The organism is Neobacillus massiliamazoniensis, assembly GCF_001048695.1.
Lineage (GTDB): Bacteria > Bacillota > Bacilli > Bacillales > Cytobacillaceae > Neobacillus > Neobacillus massiliamazoniensis.
The window spans coordinates 692,619-709,645 of sequence record NZ_CVRB01000001.1; the positions used below are offsets into that span (position 1 = coordinate 692,619).

General features: G+C 37.5%; 15 protein-coding genes and 1 riboswitch. Of the genes, 4 read left to right on the top strand and 11 right to left on the bottom strand.

What is annotated here, in order from left to right:
* Positions 1–295: 295 nt before the first annotated feature.
* Together BN1082_RS03365 and serC are read left to right on the top strand one after the other, a co-directional pair.
* Positions 296–763 carry a low molecular weight protein-tyrosine-phosphatase gene (locus tag BN1082_RS03365; protein ID WP_090630848.1) on the top strand — a complete coding sequence of 156 codons (468 nt, stop codon included), beginning with the start codon at positions 296–298 and terminating at the stop codon, positions 761–763.
* A gap of 165 nt (positions 764–928) precedes the next feature.
* Positions 929–2,026 (top strand): 3-phosphoserine/phosphohydroxythreonine transaminase, encoded by a 1,098-nt coding sequence (gene serC, locus BN1082_RS03370; protein WP_245640295.1) that lies wholly within the window; start codon positions 929–931, stop codon positions 2,024–2,026.
* A gap of 298 nt (positions 2,027–2,324) precedes the next feature.
* Here the strand turns inward: serC and trpB are convergent, their stop codons facing one another.
* On the bottom strand, positions 2,325–3,494 hold the full coding sequence (trpB, locus tag BN1082_RS03375; RefSeq protein WP_090630851.1) for a tryptophan synthase subunit beta: 1,170 nt from the start codon (positions 3,492–3,494) through the stop codon (positions 2,325–2,327).
* 224 nt (positions 3,495–3,718) lie between these two features.
* Between trpB and BN1082_RS03380 the strand changes: the two genes are divergently transcribed.
* Positions 3,719–4,414, top strand: a complete 696-nt coding sequence (locus BN1082_RS03380; protein ID WP_090630854.1) for a VIT1/CCC1 transporter family protein — start codon at positions 3,719–3,721, stop codon at positions 4,412–4,414.
* A 133-nt stretch (positions 4,415–4,547) separates the two neighbouring features.
* On the opposite strand, the gene BN1082_RS03385 is transcribed toward BN1082_RS03380, so the two are convergent.
* Both BN1082_RS03385 and mgtA read right to left on the bottom strand, forming a co-directional pair.
* Complete coding sequence (locus BN1082_RS03385) at positions 4,548–5,249, bottom strand: MgtC/SapB family protein (RefSeq protein WP_090630857.1); 702 nt, start codon at positions 5,247–5,249, stop codon at positions 4,548–4,550.
* Between the two features lie 115 nt (positions 5,250–5,364).
* Positions 5,365–8,061: a magnesium-translocating P-type ATPase gene (gene mgtA, locus BN1082_RS03390; protein ID WP_090633121.1), complete on the bottom strand. Its 2,697-nt coding sequence runs from the start codon at positions 8,059–8,061 to the stop codon at positions 5,365–5,367.
* Between the two features lie 365 nt (positions 8,062–8,426).
* Positions 8,427–8,592, bottom strand: a riboswitch (M-box (ykoK) riboswitch).
* A gap of 181 nt (positions 8,593–8,773) precedes the next feature.
* On the opposite strand from mgtA, the gene BN1082_RS03395 reads away from it, so the two are divergent.
* Positions 8,774–9,445: an HAD family hydrolase gene (locus tag BN1082_RS03395; protein WP_245640296.1), complete on the top strand. Its 672-nt coding sequence runs from the start codon at positions 8,774–8,776 to the stop codon at positions 9,443–9,445.
* Between the two features lie 75 nt (positions 9,446–9,520).
* Here the strand turns inward: BN1082_RS03395 and BN1082_RS27270 are convergent, their stop codons facing one another.
* The 8 genes from BN1082_RS27270 to BN1082_RS03430 form a co-directional block, all read right to left on the bottom strand.
* The gene (locus tag BN1082_RS27270) at positions 9,521–9,685 is read right to left on the bottom strand and encodes a hypothetical protein (RefSeq protein ID WP_176699628.1); all 165 of its coding nucleotides are present in this window, start codon (positions 9,683–9,685) and stop codon (positions 9,521–9,523) included.
* Positions 9,686–9,807: 122 nt separating this feature from the next.
* On the bottom strand, positions 9,808–10,812 hold the full coding sequence (locus tag BN1082_RS03400; RefSeq protein ID WP_090630863.1) for a CobW family GTP-binding protein: 1,005 nt from the start codon (positions 10,810–10,812) through the stop codon (positions 9,808–9,810).
* A 166-nt stretch (positions 10,813–10,978) separates the two neighbouring features.
* On the bottom strand, positions 10,979–12,043 hold the full coding sequence (locus BN1082_RS03405) for an FAD/NAD(P)-binding protein (RefSeq protein ID WP_245640297.1): 1,065 nt from the start codon (positions 12,041–12,043) through the stop codon (positions 10,979–10,981).
* A 169-nt stretch (positions 12,044–12,212) separates the two neighbouring features.
* Positions 12,213–13,412 carry a GTP-binding protein gene (locus BN1082_RS03410; protein ID WP_090630866.1) on the bottom strand — a complete coding sequence of 400 codons (1,200 nt, stop codon included), beginning with the start codon at positions 13,410–13,412 and terminating at the stop codon, positions 12,213–12,215.
* Positions 13,413–13,751: 339 nt separating this feature from the next.
* On the bottom strand, positions 13,752–14,327 hold the full coding sequence (dcd, locus tag BN1082_RS03415) for a dCTP deaminase (protein ID WP_090630870.1): 576 nt from the start codon (positions 14,325–14,327) through the stop codon (positions 13,752–13,754).
* 255 nt (positions 14,328–14,582) lie between these two features.
* Positions 14,583–14,933, bottom strand: coding sequence for a DUF1980 domain-containing protein (locus BN1082_RS03420; protein WP_090630872.1), 351 nt, complete (start codon positions 14,931–14,933; stop codon positions 14,583–14,585).
* 3 nt (positions 14,934–14,936) lie between these two features.
* Complete coding sequence (locus tag BN1082_RS03425) at positions 14,937–15,950, bottom strand: permease (protein ID WP_090630874.1); 1,014 nt, start codon at positions 15,948–15,950, stop codon at positions 14,937–14,939.
* A 284-nt stretch (positions 15,951–16,234) separates the two neighbouring features.
* A complete protein-coding gene (locus BN1082_RS03430) occupies positions 16,235–16,690 on the bottom strand; it encodes a GNAT family N-acetyltransferase (protein WP_090630877.1) in 456 nt (151 codons plus the stop codon).
* Positions 16,691–17,027 lie beyond the last annotated feature (337 nt).

The window sequence follows — 17,027 nt, forward strand, 5'->3', positions numbered from 1 at the left end:
AGGTCTTTCCCATTTGGGGAAGGCCTTATTTATGTAACAGTACTTTTTAAAGTGCAATTTGGTACACCAAAATCCCTTTTTAATAAGTAACCCATTTCTAATGTTTTTAATATTTTATACTCGAAAACAGAACCCCTTCCTTAAAGGAAGACTTTTTAAAGTGTCTACTCTATAGGGTACATCTTACATTCCCACAGCTTTAATCCAATTCTTCAATTTATGCAGCATTCTACTTTACTAAAATCATTCATATTAAGTAAACTACTTAATAGATTACATAAAAGGAGTTAAAGACATGATCAACGTTTTATTTGTATGCCTTGGAAACATTTGTCGTTCCCCGATGGCTGAAGCTTTGTTTCGCGACTTACTGAAAAAGGAAAATTTAACGAACAAAGTAGCGGTTGATTCCGCGGCAACAAGCTCATGGCATATTGGGTCTCCTCCACATAAAGGAACTCTTGCTATTTTAAAAAAATATAACATCTCACCTGATGGACTTGTCGGTCGCCAATTAGCGAAGGAAGACTTTGAAAAGTTCGACTACATTATCGGTATGGACGAAAGCAATACTAAGAATATTTACGAGATAACTGGTAAGCCTAATCATCCTAAAATTATCCGACTGTTAGACCTAACTGAACACAATAAAGATGTCCCTGATCCATATTACACAGGTGATTTTGAAGAAACCTATACGCTTATTTCAGATGGCTGCCGAGCATTACTCGAGAAAATACGGATTGAACAAAACATAAACTAAATGGAATCCCACTAATTCTTTCATTGGTGGGATTCCTTTAGTTTATGGCCTTTTACACTCTATTAGGATACCAAATACGAAAAAAACTCCTTTATTTTTTTGAAAAGGTACATTATTTTGAAAAATATGTTATATTCAAATATATTAAATTTGGGAGTGAGAAAAGTGAAACTACAAGTAAATCGTGCTTATAATTTTAATGCTGGGCCATCCGCTCTGCCCCTTTCCGTATTAGAGAAAGCGCAGGAAGAATTGCTAGATTTTCGCCGTACTGGAATGTCTGTTATGGAGCTTAGCCACCGCAGCAAAGCCTATGAGGAGGTACATAATCACGCGATTGACAGTTTAAGAGAATTATTGTCTATTCCGGATGATTATAAAGTCCTTTTTCTACAGGGAGGAGCTAGTCTTCAATTTTCAATGATTCCGATGAATTTTTTACAGGCAGAGAAAAAAGCTGCTTATGTGATGACTGGGTCTTGGTCTGAGAAGGCATTCAGTGAGGCAAAATTATTGGGTGAAGTGTATTATGCAGCCTCCACGAAAGACGGAAATTATCGAAGCATCCCTAAGCTTAAGGAATTACAATATCATACAGATGATGCCTATTTGCATATTACCTCCAACAATACAATTTACGGCACACAATGGAAGGAGTTCCCTAACACAGGAGGAGTTCCGTTAATTGCAGACATGTCAAGTGATATTCTTTCTAAGCCGATTGATGTTAACAATTTTGCACTCATATACGCTGGTGCTCAAAAAAACCTCGGCCCGTCCGGGGTAACTGTGGTCATTATTCGCAAGGATTTTCTTGAACAAGCGAACACACAAATCCCAACCATGCTAAAATACAGCACGCATGCGAAGAATAATTCCTTATATAACACACCTCCTACCTTTGGTATTTATATGCTAAGTGAGGTTCTAAACTGGGCAAAGGAGCTGGGCGGACTAGATGTGATTGCTGATTTGAATGAGAAAAAAGCGAAACTTATTTATGACGTCATTGATACAAGTAACGGTTTCTACCTTGGTCACGCTGAACAAGATTACCGCTCTCTTATGAACATCACCTTTAACTTAAAAACACCGGAATTAGAAAAGAGTTTCTTGGAAAAAGCAAAACAAGAAGGATTTATAGGAGTAAACGGGCACCGCTCGATTGGCGGATGCCGCGTGTCAGCATACAATGCCGTCCCAATTAAAGGGTGTCAGGCATTCAGAGAGTTTATGATTCAATTCCAAAAGGAAAACTATTAAATTTTAAAAATGAGCAGCTGCTGATAGCTGCTCATGTTATTTATCCCGCATTAACGGGCAGTAAGACCCCACCTCAAGATTGAGAGAGAAGCGAAGAAGATAGGTAGGGTCTTACTGCCCGTAAAAGACCGATTGGTTCAACTAACTATCATTGGGGGATGAAGCCACCCCAATGATGGAAGTTTCACTTTATGTAGGTTTTATCATCAGCAAATAAATGGAACATAAAAACCCGAATTTCAAACACTTAATGATGTGTGTCCGAAATTCGGGTAAAAGTTTAAAAATTAGGTTTATGTTAGTTATTTTTTAACATTTTAAATACTTGCTCTACATCCTTATCCCCACGACCTGACAAATTAACAATCAAAATATCATCTTTAGATAACTCTTTTGCCAAGCTTATCGCATGGGCCACGGCATGAGAGCTTTCCAAAGCTGGGATGATTCCTTCTGTTTTAGACAAAAGCTGGAAAGCTTCTAAAGCTTCCTGTCCTGTAACTGTCACATATTCAGCTCGGCCGCTAACCTTTAGGTGGCTGTGTTCAGGACCGACACCCGGGTAATCGAGACCGGCAGCAATCGAATAGGTTGGCTTCGGATCACCTTTCTCATCAAGCAAGGTGAGACATTTAAATCCATGGATGACGGCAGGCACACCTTCAGTTAAAGTAGGGGCTTCCTTCGGTTCAACCCCAATCAGCCGCACATCTTTTTCATCGATATAGTGAGCAAATGCCCCAATGGCATTGCTTCCCCCGCCAGCACAAGCAATGACTGCAGTAGGTAACTTCCCTTCCTGCTCAAGGATTTGGCGTTTTGACTCTTCGCTGATGACCGACTGGAAATGCTTAACCATCGTTGGATATGGATGCGGCCCAACTGCAGAGCCAAGCAGGTAAAAAGTATTTTTATAGTTTTGCACCAAATCTCCCAAAGCTTCGTCAACCGCATCCTTTAGGCGGCCCTGACCTTTTTCCACGGGAACAACCTTTGCACCCAGTAATTCCATGCGGAAAACATTTAGTGCCTGACGCTCCGTATCCACTTTTCCCATGTAAATCACACAATCCATATCGAACATGGCACAGGCTGTCGCGGTCGCTACCCCGTGCTGCCCGGCTCCTGTTTCGGCAATGATTCTTTTTGCCCCCATCCTTTTCGCAAGGAGGATCTGCCCAATAGCATTGTTGATTTTATGTGCACCTGTATGGTTTAAATCTTCCCGTTTCAAGTAAATTTTCGCCCCGCCTATTTTCCGCGTTAAGTTTTCAGCCAAAGTGAGCGGGTTTTCCCGTCCGACATATTGCTTTAAATAATATTTAAATTCTTCCTGAAATTCCGGATCATCCTTATACCGTAAAAATTGTTCTTCTAAATGATCCATTACTTCCTGAAGGTCCTCAGGAATAAAACTACCACCAAATTCCCCAAAATAACCTTTATTCTCTGTACTCAAACTCGTCATTCTCAGCTCATCTCCTTCTCTACTTACTCGATTAATTATACTTTATTTATGTGAATTTTCCAATAATTCGAGTAGATTCAAGCATAGATTTTTATATTAACTTATTCTCGCAGAAAAATTGTTACTCAGTTTTTTTAAAAGTCTTATATCACTGCGTTGAAATTCTAAATTTATAGTGCTAGATTAAAGGTAAATATTTCATTGAAAATTTAGGGGTGTAAATAATGCCACAACATAATCATGTTGAGAAGCATTTCATGGGTTCAGATTTTGTTCGTGATATTGTCATTGGTATGTCTGACGGTTTGACGGTTCCATTTGCACTGGCTGCAGGTTTATCAGGAGCAGTTGACACCACTACTTTAATATTAACGGCAGGCTCTGCCGAAATCGCTGCTGGATCAATCGCGATGGGGCTTGGAGGATACTTAGCTGGTAAGACAGACGATGAACATTATGAAAATGAACTAAAGCGTGAACAACTTGAGGTAGTAGAAGTTCCTGATAGAGAAGAAGAAGAAGTAGCTGAAATATTTAGAGGATACGGACTTGAAGAAGAACAAGTCAAATCCATTACCTCGACGATGAGAAAAAATCCCGATCAATGGGTTGATTTCATGATGAGGTTCGAGCTCGGTTTAGAGAAACAGGAACCAAGCAGGGCAAGAAACAGTGCCATTACAATTGCTATTTCCTATATTGTTGGGGGGTTAATCCCTTTAATGCCTTACTTTTTTATCCACCACCCTGCTTCAGCTTTAAAAGTATCTGTTATCGTCACCTTATTAGCTCTACTAGTTTTTGGATACGTAAAAGGCAGATTTACTGGCGCGAAGCCATGGAAAAGTGCCATCCAAACTGCGGTTGTTGGTGGCTTAGCAGCTGCGGTAGCATTCGGTTTAGCTAGGTTGCTTTCTTAAATTGGAATCGAAGTTGAAAAATAGAATAAAAGTTTGCTCGATCATTTCATTTCAACAACAAAAATAGGTCAATTTCTGATATTGTATCTTCAGAAATGACCTATTTTTTAATTCTTGGCAATTACCATACTAATCAATCGGCTTCTTGTTCTACAATGGATTTCCATCCTACAGCTGTTACACCAGCCTCTAAACTTAACCGACTCACTATTTTTTCCATAATCGTAGCTTTTTTGGGATCACAATGTAAAAATGCCCGGACAATCACTTTTTTTCCTTCTTCAATGTCTTCACTAAATAATTCATTTAAACCAATTCCCTCGGTATGAACCATATGCATTAACAAAACTCTAATATGTGACTCATCCTTATCAAAGCAAGTTGCTGATAACATAAAATTAATATCTTCTGCCATTTGAACTCGTGCTTTGGTATTCATAAATAATGCCATAGGGCGGAGTAAAATATGCACAATCACAACTCCAAATGCCGCAATAATACCTGCGTCTAAAAACCCAGCACCAATAAGAGTACCTACTGCAGCAGCGTACCATAAGGTAGCGGCTGTATTTAATCCACGAATACTAAAGCCTTCTCGAATTATGACTCCTCCTCCTAGAAAACCAATTCCACTTACTACCTGCGCAGCAATACGTGTGGGACTCTGTTCTCCTGGAGTCATGACAGATAATAAGACGAATAAACATGCTCCTAATGAAACAAGTGCATTTGTTCTTAAACCTGCCATTCGGTTCCGCCATTGGCGCTCCAATCCAATACAAGCTCCTGCCAAAATCGCAACAAACAAACGGACTACTATATCTTGCCATACCATTTTCTAATACCTCCAATGTATATAAGAGGATATTCCAAAACAAAGTGACAGACCTTTTGGGAAATCCTCTTCTTTCTGCTAAATAAACCCGTTGTACATTCAGACAAAAGAGGTATTATAACCAACTATTAAATCTTTTAATATAAAACTGCTTAAGAAATTGAGTCAATAAGGCATACCCAATTAAGATTCCAACCAACCATGGGAAATAGCTTAGTGGTAGTGGCTGTAGACCTACTGCTGACCCAAGTGGAGAAAATGGAATGTAAATACCAATGGCCATAATAACTGCTGTTAATAATACAACTGGTACTGAAGCTGTACTTTGAATAAATGGGATCTTTTGGGTACGAATCATATGCACAATCAATGTTTGGGTTAGTAGTCCAACTACAAACCAACCTGATTGGAACAAGGATTGTTTGGCAACGGAATTAGCTCCAAATACATTCCACATAACAATAAATGTAGTAATATCAAAAATGGAGCTAATTGGACCAATTAAGATAATGAAATTCCGTAAATTTGAGGTGTCCCATTTTCTAGGCTTTTCTAAGAACTCTTTATCCATCTTATCCCACGGAATAGAAAGCTGCGATAGGTCATATAACAAGTTTTGTATCAATAAGTGAATAGCCAGCATGGGGAGAAATGGAATAAAGGCACTCGCAACTAATACACTAAAGACGTTTCCAAAGTTAGAACTTGCTGTCATCTTAATGTATTTCAAAATATTCCCAAACGTTGTCCGTCCCTCAATAATTCCTCGTTCAAGAACACCTAAACTTTTTTCTAGTAAAATAATATCTGATGATTCTTTCGCAATATCAGTTGCCGTATCAACAGATATACCAACATCGGCATCACGCAATGCAACCGCATCATTAATCCCATCCCCCATATAACCAACTGTATGACCATTGGCTTGTAGCGCTTTAATGACACGTGATTTTTGCATTGGATTTAATTTTGCAAAAACAGTAGTACTTTCGGCCAAGCTTGCTAAATCCTTATCAGATAAATCATCAATTTCGTACCCTAATACAGGCTTTCCGATATCCAATCTGACTTCTTTACATATTTTACGTGTAACAATGTCATTGTCTCCAGTTAAAATCTTAACCTGAACACCTTGTTGTTGTAATGTTTGAATTGCAGATGCTACAGATGGTTTTGGCGGATCTAAAAATCCAATATATCCAGCAAGAATTAAATCAGATTCATCTTGAATAGAATAGGCTTTATCGTTATGAGATGCCTCAAGCTTATAAGCCACTGCAATGACACGCATGCCGTCTTCATTTAATTGTTCACTAAGATCCTTGATTTTTACTTTTTCTACTTTCGTAAGTGGAATTATTTCATCATTAATATCCAAATGCGTACAAATAGATAAAATTTCTTCCACAGCACCTTTACAAACCATTAGATTCATATCACGCGGATCCTTAACAATGACGGACATACGACGTCGAGTAAAGTCAAATGGAATTTCATCCACCTTCTGAAAATCTAATGTATTTAATTGGTGTTTTTCCTCCGTGTGTTTAATAATCGCTTTATCAATAAGATTTTTTAATCCTGTTTGAAAGGAACTATTAAGATAAGCTAATTGTAAGACGCTTTTATTCTCCGTACCAGTTGGATCAAGATGACGGACTAATACCACTTTATCCTCTGTCAATGTTCCTGTTTTGTCAGTGCAGAGAACATTCATTGCCCCAAGGTTTTGAATCGAATTTAGCTGCTTGACGATTACTTTCTTTTTAGACATCTTCACAGCGCCTCTAGCTAAATTTGCCGTTACAATCATCGGAAGCATTTCCGGTGTTAATCCTACTGCAACTGCAATCGCAAAGAAGAATGCTTCATTCCAATCCCCTTTTGAGATTCCATTGATTATAAAAACGACAGGAGCCATGACAAGCATAAATTTTATTAAAAGCCAGCTTACTTTATTAACTCCTTTATCAAAGCTTGTTTCTGGACGTTTCCCAACTACGCTCTTTGCCAATGAGCCAAAATAGCTATTGGCACCAGTTGATACAACGACAGCCGTTGCACTGCCACTTACGATATTTGTTCCCATAAAGCATAAGTTATCCATTTCAAGTGGGTCTTCATTTCTTTTCGCGTGAACAAAAGTCTGACGACGATTCTCGTATTTTTCTACTGGTAAAGCTTCCCCAGTAAGAGCTGATTGGTTTACAAATAAATCTTTAGCTGAGAGAATCCGCACATCAGCTGGTACAATATCACCAGCGGATAGCAAAATAATATCCCCCGGTACAAGTTCTTCAATAGGAATTTCTCGCGCCAAGTTTGTGTTGGTATCCATTTTTTCATTTGAGAATTCTTTTGTTCTCGAAACAGTAGCGGTCGTACGAACCATTGCTTTTAATTTTTCTGCTGCTTGTTGAGAACGAAATTCTTGTAAAAAACGAATGGTAGCACTTAAGACAACCATAACAGTTACAACAATTGTTCCTTGCATATCGTATGTGAAGAAGGATAAAGTTCCTAAAGCCAGTAATACGAAAATAAAGGGATTTTTAAATGAAAGCAACAATTGAAGATACCATGCTGGTGGCTTTTCATGTGCCACTTCATTTCTTCCATGTGTATCAATACGTCTTTCAGCTTCTTTTTCAGATATTCCGTTTGGAGTTGTTGCTAAAAAGGCTAAGGCTGATCGAACATCTCTTGATGCAACTTCCACTAATATTGCATTATTTTGCTTCATCACTTCTTGATTACGAAAAGCTTGTTTGTTTCGATTTGAAGTCCCTTTATTTGCTTGATAATTGTCCATTTGGACATTTTTAGGTTGTTTTTTTGCTTGTAACATCGGTAGTTTCCTCCTTTTTACATGCAGGAGGAAATTCGTTGTTTCTCGACTAACTATTTTTTAGAGAGGGAGGAACAAGTCGTTTCCTACCTACATGATTTAATTTAAACCAAAAACATAAGGGTATCGGGCTTGGGTCACCAAGTGACATCGTTCCCCCACCTCCTTTTCCGTATCATTTTTCTTGTACATGCTATGTTGGATTTGAGTGAAAGGTGAATCATTACAATTAAAATAGACCTTTACTCGTCAACGAGTAAAGGTCTCATTACATAATTAACCATACACTAATAAAACCACTTATTTTAAGCAGTTCTTATCAGGTGTAATCGCACCTCTCCCTCGTTGAGCTTTAGCACTGTATAGCATAGGTACAAACCAGCTACGTTAAAAAAGGCCTTCATTCCGACCTTTCTAGTTGACCCATTGGCGTCTCTCGACGTTTTTGGGCAGTAGCGTTTCTCTATACAGGAGCCTCACCTAACAGAGTCATATTCAATTTCCATTCATAATATATCGCTTTGGATAAACAGGTGTCAATCAATTTTTGGAAAATTTTTATTCTTGCATATATTTCTATTACACAAAGATAGATGGTATCTTCTAAGACTCTATTAATTGCACATTGGTATTTGAAATGGTTTTCATTGGCAAAAATACGAGGTATCATCGTATAATGAAGGAAAAACTATGGGAGAGAATTATGACAATTAAAGCCGTGATCTTTGATTTTGACGGAACGATTATTGATACGGAAACCATTTGGGTTGAGATTTTTCAAGAGTTAACGAAGGAAAAGTTTGCTATAGATGTACCACTTGAGGAATTGGTTAAATGTATTGGCACTACTGATGATGCTATGTTTAAATACATAGAGCAACAAATTGGAAGTAAGGTAAATCGTGAGGAAATTAAAAAATTGGCACATGAACGTTTTATGGAAAAGAAAAGCATTTTAAATGTTCGTGAGGGCGTAAAGGAGAAATTGGATGAAGCGAAGGAGATCGGGATCGAGATCGGCCTCGCGTCCAGCTCATCGAGGGAGTGGGTCGAAGGATTCCTGCGCCAATTTGAGCTTTGGGATTATTTCTCTGTCGTTATGACAAAGGAAGATGTTACCAAAGTGAAGCCCGATCCTGCTCTTTATTTGAAGGCATTAGAAGAGTTGCAAGTGGAACCACATGAGGCATTGGCCATTGAAGATTCAGCTAACGGTGCACTAGCTGCAGTGGAGGCTGGGATGAATTGTATTGTCATTCCCAATCAAGTAACGGCATCTTTAACCTTTCATGAAAAGGTCATTCGTTCGGAATCATTTACTGATTTTAGCTATGAAACTATTTTATAAAGACCGTTCGTATTTTCTTCTTTTTGGGTAGCTACCTGCAATTGTCGGGTAGCTCTTTTCTATTTGGGTGATAGCCTACTTCAATTCGCGGTTATCCTTCTCCGATTCGCGCATATCCCTCTCCAATTCGCGCATATCCCTCCCCGATTCGCGTATATCCCCCTCCGATTCGCGCATATCCCTCTCCAATCCGCGCATATCCCTCCCCGATTCGCGCTTATCCCTCTTCAATTCGCGCATATCTCTCTCCTATTGGCGTTAAACCAAAAAGAGAAGGAATCTAATCGACTCCTTCTCTCTTTCGGAGACTTTAATAATGCAGAAAGTAATTAATATCAGGCACTTACCTATTCCAGACATAGTTAGGATAAGGAAAATTGTGAAGTATAAGAGTCTTGAATAGTCGCAATATCAATATCTTTCCCAATTAAGACTATGCAAGGATCTGTAGCATATTTTTGCGGAAAATCACCTATATACATTTGATTAGAACTATATTGAAAGGGATACAAACCCTGCTTTTCTTTTAAAAATATGTATCCTTTTCCACGCATAATTCCTTCTGGTAATGACTTTAACCATTTTTTTAGTTGTCTTTTAGTTACAGAAGGAACATCTTGAATCGTTAACGTTTTAATGCTGGCATGCTGAACATGATCATGATGGTGTTTATGGTCATGCTGACAAGTAGAATGTGCATGGTCATCACAACAACCGGTTTGATGTTTATGTGAAACGACTGTTGTGTTTGACCGTTTTTGTAATAATTCTACTATATCAACTTTTCCATAAGAACTCTTCAATACTTGCGTATATGTATCTAGTACCATCGTTAGTTTAGATTCTATTTTTTGTAATTGTTTTTCATTAACTAGATCCACTTTATTGAGAATAACAGTTGTAGCACCCTTAATTTGATTTTTCAGTAAGTCACGAACTGTTTTTATAGTAAAAATACCTTGATTCTCTAAGTATGAACTTGCATCAATCATACTTATGACGGATTGAACATCAAAAGAATGCACATAAGGGAGACTAGCCAATACTTCTACAATTTCTAAGGGATTCGCAACACCGGTACCTTCAATAAATAATGCATCTAGAGGTTTTTCAGGGTGAACTGCTAAAAGAGAGGTCAATGTTGTTTTTAAATCCTCTTGAATGGAACAACAGATACATCCATCTAATAACTCATATACATTCTCATCTTCAAACAAATGTTTTTCTACATTCACACTCCCTAGTTCATTTAATAGAATGGCAGCTTTTATTTGTTGAGATTTACAATACTTAAGTATATTTTGCAGTAGTGTTGTTTTTCCACTTCCCAAAAATCCTGAAATAATATAAGTAGGTATTTTTTTCATTGTATTCCCCTCGCATTCCAAATTATTTTAACTCTTTCAGTATTACGTCACGATAAACTACTCACAATCCGATCCGCAGCCTGACGTGCTCCAGAGATATTGCGAGCAATTGGTCCCATTTCAAGTTCTGCCAAAGCGCCAGTCACATAAAGATTCGGTCCCCACCTTAATGAATTCGAAACGAAACGATTGAATACCCACATTCAGCACATGGTAATTTGTATTTCTGAATCATAGGCTCTAACCACTCCTTCCCTGGCAATCCTGGTTGAAAGCCAGTAGCTAATAATATCGTACCTGCTTTATGAATAAACTGGTTTCCTTGATCAAATAACAAAACCTGATCGTTGCTGACTGTACCGTTCTCCACCTCCCCATCCACAATATGTAATTTACCTTTTCGAATGCAAGATAACAGTTTTACATATAAGTCTTGTGGAATAGAACCTTTATTTCGTGCATTCCTTATTTTGTCCCGCCTACTTGAATAGCTTTTTTCTTTTCGAAATGACAACTGATTTTTTGGTCCCAACCATGCAGGATTACTATCAAAATCATGTATACGAAATCGATGCCGCTTTAGAATGGTTACTTCGTTTGGAAAAATAGAACTTAGCTTCAAAGCTAGATGTGCTGCTGTAATACCTCCGCCAATAATGGTTATTGGACGTTTAAAGTAATCGAAGCTAGGAAGGTTAGAATCAAAAACATGATAGATAGAAGACTCATTTTCCCTATTTAAATCTTCAGCCCAATTAGGCCAAATCGGTTGTTCACTAACACCTATCGCCAATAACAGGTTTTGTCCCTTCACTAATCGCCCATCTCGCAATTGAACTCTCCATCCATCTGGAGTTTGTTCAGCATGGTCCACTCTCCCTTGAATCCATGCCTGTTTTATGAACAGGTTATTCATAAGGTGATCACAATGCTCATTAAACACTTGAAGAGAAGGACGTTTATATTGCCCATAAAAAGCAGTGTTCCATTCAAACGTATTTGTTTTGACATATGACTGTAAACTAAACGGTTCGATGTCAATATGATGAACAGAAGGAGAACGCAAATACGGCATAGAGATAATATTCGTGTTATGCTTCCACCTTGACAATGGCTCCTGGTATGGATCGATTATTGCAAGCTGATTAATATCCACTTTTTGTCGCTTAAGCAAAAAGGTAGCCATCGTCATTCCCTGAATGCCCTCACCGACAATGATCCATTTATACATAAACCCAACCTCCATAAATCGTATTAATTACGATTTAAACCGTAGTAATTGATAATTTACCACTTTTTTGACTTTGCATAATCAATAATCTCCTTTCGATTTTCCCAACAGATTTAATTTTTGTGAGAATGGTGTTTCCTGAATAAATCAATCCCTTTACGCCCTCTTGTTAAGATCTTTGTAAATTCCAACAAAATGGATCAGGAAATGCAGACCAGTCTTCATCAAATTCAGAGTCGGTTAGTAAGCATTTATCTAATTCCTCAATGATTTCATCGGGCTGTAAATCCACACCTATAAAGACTAATTTCGAATGCCGATCTCCAAATTCCACATCCCACTCGTCTAATAAATGTGGATTTTGTCTCAATATTTGTTGCTGTTCTACTTTCGGTAACGATGCCACCCAATAAGAAATAGGTTCAATGCTAACAGAAGGTCCTGCCTGTGACATTAAAAGGGCCAAGTTATTTCTAGTGGCACACCAAGCAATTCCCTTTGCCCTTACAATATTCTCCGGAATAGAGTGAACCCAATTGTTAAGACGCTCAGAATGAAAAGGCAAACGTCTTGAATAAACAAAGGAAGAAATACCATATTCTTCAGTCTCTGGTGTATGCTGATGATGACCCTGAGTTAATTCTTTAAGCCATCCAGCGGAGGAGCTCGCTTTCTCAAAATTAAATAATCCAGTGTTTAAAATTGCTTGAGGATCCATTGTACCTTTTACCGTTCGAATTAATTTCGCGTTTGGCTGCAGAGTTTTTAATACATTTTCCAATTTTAACAGCTCTTCTTCAGACACTAAATCACACTTATTTAAGACAAGGACATCACAGAATTCAATTTGGTCAATGAGAAGATCTGAAATTTCACGAGTATCCTTTTCTCCTAACGCTTCCTTTCTGTCTAATAAACGATCCCCTGACTGGAAATCCTTCCAAAATCGATTAGCATCTACGACTGTTACCATGGTGTCTAATCGACAAAAACGCGTTAGATCAATTCCGAGTTCTTCATCAATATAAGAAAAAGTTTGAGCAACTGGAATTGGCTCACTAATACCAGTAGACTCAATGACGATATAATCAATATTTCCCCGATTAGCAAGCTTTTCTACTTCAATTAATAAATCTTCCCTTAACGTACAGCAAATACAGCCGTTTGACATTTCTACCAGCTTTTCATCTGTTTTAGAAAGATTCCCCCCCTGTTTTACTAATTCAGCATCGATATTTACTTCACTCATATCGTTCATAATAACTGCTACCTTAAGCCCTTGGCGATTTTGCAAAATATGATTTAAAAGTGTAGTTTTTCCTGCTCCTAAATATCCGCTAAAAACCGTCACAGGTATTTTTTTAGTCATTGACATTCCCTCTCAATCATTAAGATTTTTACAATGGATCCTCTAATTTCGTTTAAATTCTTGGCTCTGTTAAACTTGGTTGTTGATTTGCGCTCCAGGCGCTTCGCTTTCCGCGGGCGTTCCGGGGAGCCTCCTCGACGCTTTGACGCCTGCGGGGTCTCCCCTGCCCCGTACTCCCGCAGGAGTCTCGCGCCTTCCGCTCCAATCAACAGTGTTAAAAAACAACAATGACCTTAAACACAGCCAAATTCTTAGAACTCTTTTATGATAATAGTAATCATTACGTTTTGAATAATATATTTATATCATCACGTGTTTAATACAAAAAATATACAGAAGTTAATCAAATTCTTTTACCTTATGTTTGGACCTCGAAATCAATTCCTCAGTCTCTTCATCTAGATAGACTCTGCTTTCAGTGGCCTTGTTTTGACAACAGTATTTTCCCATATATGGAGTAGTTTCTTGATCTAAAGTTGCCAGGACCAACTGACATATTCGCCTCCCTGCCTTTAGCTCGATCGGAACACGGTTTGAATTATAAAGTTCTAGAGTGATATGCCCTTCAAACCCTGGATCCACCCATCCAGCGTTTTGAATAAACAAGCCTAATCTTCCAATTGAGCTTCTTCCTTCTACAAAAGCTGTCATATCATTAGGGAGGCTGATACACTCAAGAGTAGTCCCTAACACAAAGGATTGAGGAGGGATAATGATTATATCCATGCAAATTTCTTTATATTCAGCTGGCTGATCAAGTGAAATAAATGGAACAGCATGTTCATCCACCATTAAAAAATGATTTCCTAACCTTAAATCAACAGATGCAGGCTGTAGTTGTGATGTTGAAAAGGGCTCAATCACTAGCTCCTGCTCTTTTAACTTCTTAAAGATTGTCTTATCAGAAAGAATCACAATCTAATCCCTCCCATCATATTCTAATTGCTTTTCCCCCAAATACGACTTTGAAGAAAAATACGTTGATTTTCTTATGTATGAACTTGTAAACCATCATACTAATGACGAATTGAATGTCATGAAACATACACCCCACCTAATTAAATCGTAATTATTACGATTTATGATGTGATAATTGCAACTTTACCATTTTTTTATACAATGAGCAAGTTCATTGTGTTAAAAATATGGAATTAGCTTTTTTGTTTCATACTATTTGAAAGGGACTTGAACAGTATCAATAAAATCATTTACAACAAAAGATAGTATGATTACTAAGATAAATAAAGAAGATTTCATGATGATTATGCCCATTGATGAAGATGGGTCACAAACTTCACAGTCACAGTCCGCCCCATTTAAATCGCTGTTCAAAATACGAAAAAAACCGATTATAAAAAGACTCACCATCGCAAACAACAAGAAAGGAAGCATCTCGGGTTCAAGAATTATCAATATTTTTTTTGATATATAAAGCTTAAAAATCACTAAACTAAAACCGATTAATATAATTCCCTCTAATTCGTTGCTGAATTTCCAAATAGGAACCTGCTTTTCTTTCATTTTCTACCCCCTCATAATTGTGTATCCTGCCAGTAATGAAAGGCTAAAGACTGTTATCGTTATGACAAGAAAAAATAGTAGTACAAACCGAACTTTGAAGGAAGATAACATTAAAAATACATTCTTTATATCCAAAATTGGACCATAAACTAAAAAACCTAATATCGCACTTGGAAGAAATGCATGTCCTAGAGAAGCTGCAACGAATGCATCCGCCTCTGAACAAAGTGATAGAATAAAAGCAATACCCATCATCATAATCGTTGATTTTATAGGTTCTTTTGCCGTTTCAATCAACATAGATTGAGGGACATACACCTGAGCAATGCTTGCAATAGAAGCACCAATGATAAAAACCTTACCCACGGCAAAAAATTCTTTGCAAGTATGATGTAATACTCCCTTTAATTTTGAAGTTCCTCTGTTTTGATTAAATGACCTATGTTGTGTCAAATCTCCCTTATTTAACTTCAAAATATTTTTATTGTTAAACCAAACATAAATGACCGTTCCCGCGATTAGAGCTGTCATTACACATAAAATAATTCGCCCGTAAAAAATGTCAGGCTGCCTTTGAAAGGCATAAAATGTGGAGCCGAATACAACAAAATTCATAATGGGTGCACATATAAGAAGTACTATACCAGCATGCACTGGCACACCTTTTTGAATCAATCTCCTGACCACAGGAATGATAGCACATTCACACACAGGGATCATGGCAGATAAAATTAATGCTATAATCATTGCTGGGATTGGCCTTTTGGGGATAAATCTCTGTATGATTTCTTCGGTTATTAATATTTGGATCACCGATGCCATTAATGCTCCAATAACGATAAAAGGAAGTGCTTCAAGTAATATACCAAGAAAAACAACAAATATCGTCCTCCATTCACCTTGAAAAATGACACCTATGAATTGAAGGGGTGGATCATTGCCAAAGAAAAAGAGATAAACAATAAATAGAAATAAACCATAGACGAAGGTGTCCTTTGTTGGAGATGAATTTATCATAATATAGCTCCTTTAAAACGAAATGATTACGATTTATTTTTATGCTTGTCAACTTTGTGACATTCCTGTTTTCTATTTTCATCTCTTCAAATAATTTAAGTGTTTTTTTTAGAAAAAAATTGGAGTGGTCAACTAATCAACCACTCCAATCTATAAATATAGTAATTGGAAGAAATCCAACTTCCCTCTTTTTTCCTGCCGCTGATTCTAGAAATTATACTCTCGAAATTAAATCAGGGACACAAACCTCATTATCCATCGAATAGTTATCGATTGATTTTGACTCATAATTCCATTGTCATAAATACGCTATTTGCGTCCTCTATGTAACCGTCAAACGGCTTACAATATTGAAAACCGAAACTTGCATATAGTCTTCTTGCTGGTTCAAAAGCTTCCATTGAACCTGTCTCCAAACTTAGTCTCTGATAACCGCGCCTCTTAGCTTCCTCCAAGATGTGTTGAAGGAGTCGCTTAGCCACACCTTTTCTTAAATGTATTGAAGAGGTACGCATTGATTTTATCTCTCCATGTTGACCATCAAGTTCTTTAAGTGCACCAATTCCAGCTAATTCCTTCCCTTCCCATGCACTCCAAAATGTAATTTCAGTTCTTCTCAATTGTTCAAGATTCAGTGCATGGATACTCTCAGGTGGCGAATTCAATGCCATACCTTGAAGATGCTGTTTGATCAATTCAGCCACTTCATTTCCACTTAAATCATCTAGTTTAATCTCCATATGTCACCTCTCCTTAGTCTTCTCTATTTATCTACTTTTAAATCCTATCCAAACCCCCTTTTCCCTTCAACAATTATGTTAGGAATTCTGACATACATTTTTGAAATACTAGCATTTTCATATATTTGTATCTTCAATTCTTTTTGAAAATGCTATTCATCGAGGGCTTTTTGTCCTGAACTCAATCATTATTGGATATTTCCTTCTCAAGATATACACCCGAATCAAAAAATGCTTATAGGTCAATTCTCTAAGCTTTTCTATTATATTCTTATTAAATTTGGCTGTATTAAACTTGCCTGTTGATTTGCGCTCAAGAAGCGAGCATCCGCGGGCG